7 protein-coding genes are annotated in these 8181 nt (G+C 55.5%); 4 read left to right on the forward strand and 3 right to left on the reverse strand.

The window, feature by feature from the left end; all coding sequences use genetic code 11:
* From ACETWG_03795 to ACETWG_03810, 4 genes are all read left to right on the forward strand, one after another.
* Positions 1 to 424 (forward strand): TrmH family RNA methyltransferase (locus ACETWG_03795; protein ID MFB0515711.1); only part of this gene is annotated, 424 nt, incomplete at its 5' end.
* 14 nt (positions 425 to 438) lie between these two features.
* A complete protein-coding gene (locus ACETWG_03800; GenBank protein ID MFB0515712.1) occupies positions 439 to 1749 on the forward strand; it encodes an acyltransferase family protein in 1311 nt (436 codons plus the stop codon).
* Positions 1750 to 1882: 133 nt separating this feature from the next.
* Positions 1883 to 2866: a carboxypeptidase-like regulatory domain-containing protein gene (locus ACETWG_03805; GenBank protein ID MFB0515713.1), complete on the forward strand. Its 984-nt coding sequence runs from the start codon at positions 1883 to 1885 to the stop codon at positions 2864 to 2866.
* A gap of 178 nt (positions 2867 to 3044) precedes the next feature.
* Entirely contained in the window at positions 3045 to 5198 is a 2154-nt protein-coding gene (locus ACETWG_03810) for a prolyl oligopeptidase family protein (protein ID MFB0515714.1), read from the forward strand.
* A gap of 3 nt (positions 5199 to 5201) precedes the next feature.
* Here ACETWG_03810 and ACETWG_03815 read toward each other — a convergent pair whose 3' ends face one another.
* From ACETWG_03815 to ACETWG_03825, 3 genes are all read right to left on the reverse strand, one after another.
* Entirely contained in the window at positions 5202 to 5330 is a 129-nt protein-coding gene (locus ACETWG_03815) for a hypothetical protein (GenBank protein MFB0515715.1), read from the reverse strand.
* Positions 5331 to 5722: 392 nt separating this feature from the next.
* Positions 5723 to 7174, reverse strand: a complete 1452-nt coding sequence (locus ACETWG_03820; protein MFB0515716.1) for a TrkH family potassium uptake protein — start codon at positions 7172 to 7174, stop codon at positions 5723 to 5725.
* A gap of 5 nt (positions 7175 to 7179) precedes the next feature.
* Positions 7180 to 7935 carry an MCP four helix bundle domain-containing protein gene (locus ACETWG_03825; protein ID MFB0515717.1) on the reverse strand — a complete coding sequence of 252 codons (756 nt, stop codon included), beginning with the start codon at positions 7933 to 7935 and terminating at the stop codon, positions 7180 to 7182.
* Positions 7936 to 8181: the final 246 nt, after the last annotated feature.

An 8181-nucleotide genomic window follows, 5' to 3' on the forward strand; every position in this document is an offset into this window, starting at 1 on the left:
TACGGATCCGGGGAATATGGGCACTCTCCTGCGCACCGCCGACTGGTTTGCGATCCCTACTGTCTGGGTCAGTCAGGCCAGTGCCGATGTTTTCAATCCTAAAGTGCTCCGTGGCGGCATGGGAGCCCATTTCCATATCCCCAATCTCTGGCAAGGCGACCTTGCCGTTCCGGCACAGCAGATTTCAGCCGAAGGTATTATTCTCCTGGGTGCAACTATGGACGGCCGACCCTTGGACCAGATCGCTGCGCCAGGGCAGGCATGGGCGCTGGTTGTTGGCAGCGAGGCCCATGGCCTCAGTCCCTTCTGGCGGGGGTGTCTGGACGAGGCGGTCACTATCCCTGGTGCCGGGCGGGCAGAAAGTCTCAACGCCTCGGTAGCAACAGGCATTATCCTTCATTATCTTTCACACCAGCAACGATAACCTTAAGGCGCTTTATGGCAAACATCTCTCAAAGACAACGTCTCACTTCCCTCGATGCCTTTAGAGGACTGACCATCGCTGCCATGATCCTGGTGAACAATCCCGGTGACTGGTCGCACGTCTATCGGCCCCTGCTCCATGCTAAGTGGAATGGCTGGACCCCCACCGATTGGATTTTCCCCTTCTTCCTGTTCATCATGGGGGTGGCCATGGCCCTGTCGCTCCGGGTACGTATTGAAACCGTTGCGAACAAGGCCGCGGTCTGGTTGAAGGTTTTCAAACGAACACTGCTCCTATTCGGCCTGGGGCTGGTCCTCTCCGCCTTCCGGGACTATTCGGTGTCCCTGGCTCGCCTCCTCGTCATTATCGCCGTCCTGATCGTCTTGGGCAGCTTCGTGCTCCTGTACCTGCGGCTTCGAATTGCAGATCCCGGAGAACGTGAGGCTGCGGCCCGGCTTGTGATCAACAGCGCCATGCCTTTTGTAATCATCGGTGTGATCCTGGCCGGGCTCTATTCCTACAACTTTGCTACGGTTCGCATCCCGGGCGTTCTCCAACGCATCGCCCTGTGCTACCTGGCCGTATCGGCCATGATGGTCCTGCTGCCGCGCGCCCGGGATCAGTGGATCACCATGGGTGCCCTGATCCTGCTGTACCTGGTCATTATGTACGGCCTGTACGTGCCGGAACATGGTCGCGCCGTCTGGACACCGCAAGGCCACGCCAGCGGCTATATCGACCGCCTGGTCTTTGGCCTTAAGCACCTATGGTCTGGCACCAGGGACTCCGGCTACGACCCTGAAGGCGTCGTCACCACCCTCCCGGCCATCCTCTCCGTCTTCCTGGGGCTCCAGTTTGGCAAAGTGCTGGTGCGAGTGCATGACCACAAGGAACGCCTCTTCCAGTGGTTGGCCTTGGGAGCCTTCCTGACCGTGCTGGGACTGACACTCGATTTCCTTATCCCCATCAACAAGCAGCTGTGGACTCCCACCTATTCCATCTTCATGGCCGGTTTCGGGGGACTGCTTCTGGCAGGCTGCTACTGGCTGATTGAGATCAAAGGCAGGAAAAATTGGGCCCAGCCCTTCGTCATGCTGGGCATGAATCCCCTGTTCATATTCTGGCTGTCCGGTTTCCTGGTCCGGAATATGTTCCTGAACAACGTGGGCCACACCAATCTGCGCAACTGGCTGTATGTAAACGGCTATACCAGCTGGCTGGGTGAGACCAACATCGCCTCCCTGGCCTTCGCTCTGTCCAACGTGATATTCTGGCTGCTGGTGGCCTGGTTCATGTACCGCCGGCGGTGGTTCATTAAGATTTAGGGACATACCGGCGACAGGGCTTTGACTAATGCGTCTGATCGTCCTTTTAATATTGAGATTCACCCCGCGGGTAATCTAATTTTATGCTTGTAAAATCCTTCCATAAATAATCTTAGATTAAAGGAGTCATCGTATGCGAAAGCGACAAGCCACGTGGCTGTGGCTGGCAGTAGCAGTCATAGCCATGGCACTGTTATCATCCTGTAGTGTTCTGATGAAGGCGCGCGTCCTTTCCGTGAACGTGAAGGTGGTCGACGAGAACAATGCACCCATCAAGGGTGCCCTGGTGGAGGTCACTAATGGTGAGAAGACAACCACCGGCGTCGATGGATTAGCCACATTAAAATTCGCCGGTTTAGGGGTCCACATGATTACTGTCGTGGCGCAGGATCGGACGCCGGCCACTCTTTCCGTGACCATGCCACTGGACATCGGCAAGACGTTCACCGCCCGCTTAGGCACGCCAGTTGAGATAAGCCTCCCGATCAGTGTGGGAACTACCGGCAGCCTGGCCGGCATGATGATGGTGAACATCTACCCGCTGCTGTTCCAGTCCCTGTTCACCGCCTATGGCTACAACCTGGAGCTGGTGCCCTATAAGGCTGGTGAATGGACCGATTGGAATTACCGCGGTGCAGGGGATGAGCAGCCCATGGTAATGAAAAAGGCTTTCCTGACCAAACTGGAAAACCAGCAGGAATGGTGGCAGATGCAGCTCTTTGGCGAGACCAGTGACGAAACCATGATTATTGAGGTTCTGTTCAGCGAGGGCCGCCAGTCCTTGCGGCGTATGCGCCAGAAGACCGGCGCTGAGGCCGCTCAGGAAGTACCCGTCACTGAGGGCTGGTACACTGCGCCCATGACTCTTACACCCGAGTCCCTCGAAGGGGCTGTGGCCGAGAAAGGTGTGAGCGTAACCGTTCCCGCCGGTACTTTCCAGGCCGATTTGCTGGAGTTTGCCGCTATGGGCACCGGTGCCTTCCGTATGTGGAGAGCCCAGGGTGTTCCCGGCGGAGTGGTGCGCGCCCAGCTGGTGGAGCCGGATGGCGAGGCTATCTGGACCAGCGAGCTTAAAGGCCATGGCACCAAAGCCACAACGGAGCTGAATTCTTACTAGGATTCCCCGGCCAGGCCTTTTGTAGAGATCCAAAGCCGGTGCTCTCGCAAAGGGGGTACCGGCTTGTTTCGGTGTAAAATCTTCGCTTGTGACGCTCATGTAGCTTGGCGATCAGGGTACGGCGGCGCTATTTTTTACGGCGCATTTTCAATCTATCGATCTACAAAGGAGCCCTGTCATGAAACGCTATATTCTTTTCCCAGCTCTCCTGCTGGTTTACTCGTGCGCCCCGATCCCCGGTCCGCCGGAGGCCGCACCCCTAGAAAAAGTAAAATGGACCTACCCTGAGGCCCGCCAGGGCGATGTGGTGGATGATTATCACGGGACCATGGTGGCCGATCCCTACCGCTGGCTGGAAGACCCCGATGCTGAAGAAACCCGGACCTGGGTCGAAGCCCAGAATAAACTCACCCATGCCTACCTGGACGCTATTCCCGCCCGCGAAAAATTCAAACAGCGGCTAACGGAACTCTGGAACTATCCCAAGTATGGGGTGCCGTCCAGACACGGTGAGCGGTATTACTACTTCAAGAATGATGGACTTCAGAACCAGTCGGTGCTTTACACGGTGGAAAAATTGGGTGAAGAGCCGGAAGTGGTCCTGGACCCCAATACCTGGAGCGAAGATGGCACCATCGCCCTTACCGGCCGGTCTTTCACCGAGGATGGGCGCTATATGGCCTACGGCCAAGCTCAGGGCGGCAGCGACTGGCAATCCTATTACATCATAGACCTGGCCGCAGGACAGGACCTGGATGATGTGATCCAGTGGACCAAGTTCACCTCCATTGCCTGGGAACCGGACAACTCGGGCTTCTACTATACCCGCTTCCCGGAAGAAGCCTATATGGACATGACCGTAGACCAGACCAGGAACAGCAAGGTCTACTGGCACCGGCTGGGTGCGCCCCAGTCCGAGGATGTTATGGTGTACCATGATCCGGAACACCCTGATTATGGCTACAGCCCCTACGTTACCGAAGACGGCAAGTATCTGCTCATCTATGTCTGGCTGGGCACCGATGACCGCAATGGACTCTACTACCGCGAGCTGGGCGGCGACGGCGAGCTCGTGCACCTCTTTGAGGTAGGAGAGGCCCAATTCTATCCGGCCGGTAACGTCGGGAGCACCGTCTATTTCCAGACTAATCTGGATGCTCCCAAAAGCTGGGTCTTCAGTATGGACCTGAACAATCCGCAACGCGAGAACTGGAAGACCATCATCCCCGAAGGGGAGGACGCCATCAGCTCGGTGTCCCTCATCGGCGGGCGGCTGATAGTGCAGTATATGCACAACGCCTATGAGCTGGTGAAAATCTATGACCTGCAGGGAAATCTCGTGCGCGACCTGGACCTCCCGGCCCTGGGAACCCTGGGCGGCATGTGGGGCAAAGAGGCCGCTGACCTGCCGGAAATGTTCTTCTCCTTCACCTCCTTCCTCTATCCCTCCACCGTGTTCCGCTACGACGTTCATAGCGGGGATATGCAAGTGGTCTGGGAGCCGGGATTCGACCTTGATCCGGCAGTCTACGAGACCAAGCAGGTCTTCTATCCCAGCAAGGACGGTACCCCGGTGTCCATGTTCATCACCCACAAAAAGGGCATCGCCCTCGACCATAACAATCCGACCCTGCTGTATGCCTACGGCGGGTTTAATATCCCCATCCTGCCCGGCTTTTCCATCACTGGGGTAGCCTGGATGGAGGCTGGCGGCGTATATGCCGTGGCGAACCTGCGCGGCGGCAGCGAATACGGCGAAGAGTGGCATAAGGACGGGATGCTGGAAAACAAGCAGAACGTGTTTGACGACTTCATCGCGGCCGGGGAGTGGCTGATTGAAAATGGCTACACCAGCCGCGAGAAGCTGGCCATCAACGGCGGTTCCAACGGTGGGCTGCTGGTGGCGGCCTGTCTGGTCCAGCGCCCGGACCTGTTCGCGGCGGCGGTACCCCAGGTGCCGGTGATCGACATGCTGCGCTATCATATGTTCACCGCCGGTCGCTACTGGACCGTCGAGTATGGCAATGCCGAGGAAAATCCGGAGCACTTCAAGTTCATGTACGCCTATTCACCCCTGCACAACGTGAAGGAGGGGGTAACTTATCCACCTACCTTCATCACCTCTGCCGATACCGACGACCGGGTGGTGTCCATGCATGCCAAGAAGTTCGCCGCCACCCTGCAGGCGAAGGACACCGGCGTTAATCCCATCCTCATCCGGGTGGAGACCAAAGCCGGCCACGGCGCCGGCAAGCCCACCACCAAACGCATTGATGAGGCCGCCGATATCTACGCCTTCATCATGAAGAATTTGGGGATGACTCTGGAGTAGCAGCTATCGATCAGCCATCAGCGCCAGGGTAGGGGTGAACAACCGTTCGCCCACAGTATTGTAGGGGCACGCCGCTTGCCGGCCTCCCCGTAGGCCGTTTTCGGCCAGGGTGCCCTGTCCTACTACTACCATAAGCCTAACATGTAGAGGCGTACCGCTGTACGCCCTTCCCGGTCTTCCCCCTCTTCACTAACAACCAACTACTAATAACCGACGACTCTCTTCAGGTCAGCCTGAGCTTAGCCTGTCCTGCCCTTGGTTCCGCCGTAGGCGGTGGCCCTTGGTCCCGTCTATAATCCCGCCAGAGGCGGGGCCGAAAGCGAGGGCCAGAGGCAGAGCCGCAGGCGAAGTCCCGCCGTAAGTGAAATCCCGCTGTAAGCGGGGCGGGGCGGGAAGCGGAGTTCCTCCTACCGCTGCCGGACGGAGCGGAACCCTTAGCCCCGGATTTCATCCTGGGAAAAGAGTCTAATGGTAACCAAACCGGTAATCCGTCAGACCGGACGGTAGTCAGGCATTAGACCTGGTCAATCCTTTGCGAATCTCCAGACTTCAGCACTGAATAAGATCAGCAGTCCAAAGATTTCCAGACGTCCTAGCAGCATTACGAACGTCAGTGCAAATTTCCCCAATACCGGGATGAAGCTGTAGTTCGCAGCCGATCCTACCGCGCCAAACCCGGGGCCAACTGTCCCCATTGCCGCAGCAGTACCCGAAAAAGCGCTCCAAATATCCACCCCTATAGCTGCCAGTATCATTGATACAAGAAATAGTACCAGTAAGTAAACGGCAAAATATAAGATACTGCCGCTCGCGATGGATTCATCCAGAGGTTTGCCATTCAGATGGATTGATAGCAACGCTTTGGGATGCAGGAGTAGACGGATTTGTCGCCCGATGGATTTCCAGATCAGGAGAAATCGGTCGGCTTTTATAGCACCGGTGGTTGATCCGATGCAGGCGCCCTGCACAATAAGGAACATCATCATCAATTGAACAATCCCGGGCCAGATGGATGTATCACCAATAGCAAAACCAGTCCCGGTTCCGATGGATGTAATTTCAAAACTCGCGTGTCGTAAGGCTTCGAGCCAGTTGCTATACTGACTATTATGGAGAAATACCGTGGCTATCACAATGCAAACACTCAAACATCCTATGTAGTACCGCACCACCGATGACCTGAAGAGGTAATATACCTTCCCCCGGATTGCATGAAAGATTAAGATGAAGCTGGTGCCACCGAGGATCATGCCCGCAATGATGATAATCTCTGCTGCTAGGTTGTTGTATGCCGCGATACTTGCATTCCTTACAGAGAATCCGCCAGTAGCGATTGTACCAAAAGAAGTAGTCATGGCATCGAACAAGCTTAAGCCACTAATCCATAGGCCTATTGTCTCGGCTACAATCAGCCCAACATAAACATACAGCAGGATCCTGGCTGCATCCCTGGATCTTTTTTGAAAAGCTTCGCGGGCGTGCTCGGATATTTCTCGTTGGAACAGGATCATCCCCACGGTACCCAGGTATGGTGTGATTGTGATCACAAAAATGATGATCCCGGCTCCCCCGATAAAATGGGTGGTAGACCGCCAAAACAGTAATCCCTTTGGGAGGGCTTCAATGTCGTTCAGGATGGACGATCCAGCTGTGGTGTAACCCGAAACACTCTCGAACCATGCATCCACGAAGGTGAATTCCCCACCCCATAGGATATAAGGAATGGCTCCCACAAAGCAGGAAAGCAGCCAACCGCCTATTACAATGAGAATCCCCTCACGTCGATTGATATCATGCACAGCAGGTACAAAGATCAGCGGAAATAGACCGAAGCAAGCAGTCACCCCGGCCGAATAAAGTAAAATAAATTGAGATTCGTCCTGATAAATGATTGCAACCAAACTGGCCAACAGCTCGAAAGCGGCATTAAATAGCAGGATAACACCGAGATAACGGAAAATAACCGGCAGGCGCATGAAACTCAGGCCTCCTTCTTGCGTTGGGCTGCCAGGCGTTGGATGGCGCTGGCCAAATCACCCAGTTCATCTTGGGCCTTGATGTCAATGTCGGCCAGATCCCCGGTACTTAGAAACCGGTCTATCGCGCGGTTAATCTTCAAGATGGGTCGCACGAAATATATATTCAGAAAAAAATTGAAGAGCAGTGCAAACACCAGTGCCGAGACGATGGCCACAATCCCGGGGGTCGCTGCCCGGTGAGCGCGGTTGCGCAAATCGTTCGCCGTCTCAAACATGACCTCATCATTCAACGCTATCAACTCGCTCACTATATTCTTACACGTCTGGAACGACGCGTGTGCCTGTTCAAAGTACCAGCGAATGTCTCCTTCCTTATCGGTGCCGACGATAGGCCGTTCGAAAACGGTGTGGTAACTGTTGTATTGGGCCATGATGCTTGCCAGAATTTGCGTCTCTTCTGCCTCCGTAATATTGCTGCTGGCAATCCGGTAGGCTCGATGGAAGGTGCTGTCCGCCTCTTCAATAATAGTCCGCCCCCGTTCCCATTGGCCCATAGCCAGTAGCAGCACGCCGCTGTCTTCTCTCTCGAGGGATTCAAGCATGACTTTACCGGCTTCGATACTTTTATAATTGTCTTCCAGCAGCCGGGTGACCGATAGGCCGATGTCACCCAGCTTGTAGATGGACCAGACACCCGCAATGGCCAGCATCAGGATGAGGATCAGAAAACCGGAAAGGATTTTTATTCGGAGCCGCATGATTGGGTCCTTTCAAACTAATGGAATCTTATTCTTTGAATTTAAGCCCTTCAATCCCGGGATCACCCGGATATTGCTGTCCGTCCACGTTGCCGCCGTAGGCGGGGCGGGGCCGTAGGCGGGGAGCTCACCGGCGTATCGAAGGGGCCGCGAAGAATCTCAACCGCTGCAGTAGGGGCGTACCGCTGTACGCCCTTTGAACAACCTGGAACAAAGGTAACACTTTGATCCGGGGACATGGGTAAC

Source organism: Candidatus Neomarinimicrobiota bacterium (assembly GCA_041862535.1).
Lineage (GTDB): Bacteria > Fidelibacterota > Marinisomatia > SCGC-AAA003-L08 > TS1B11.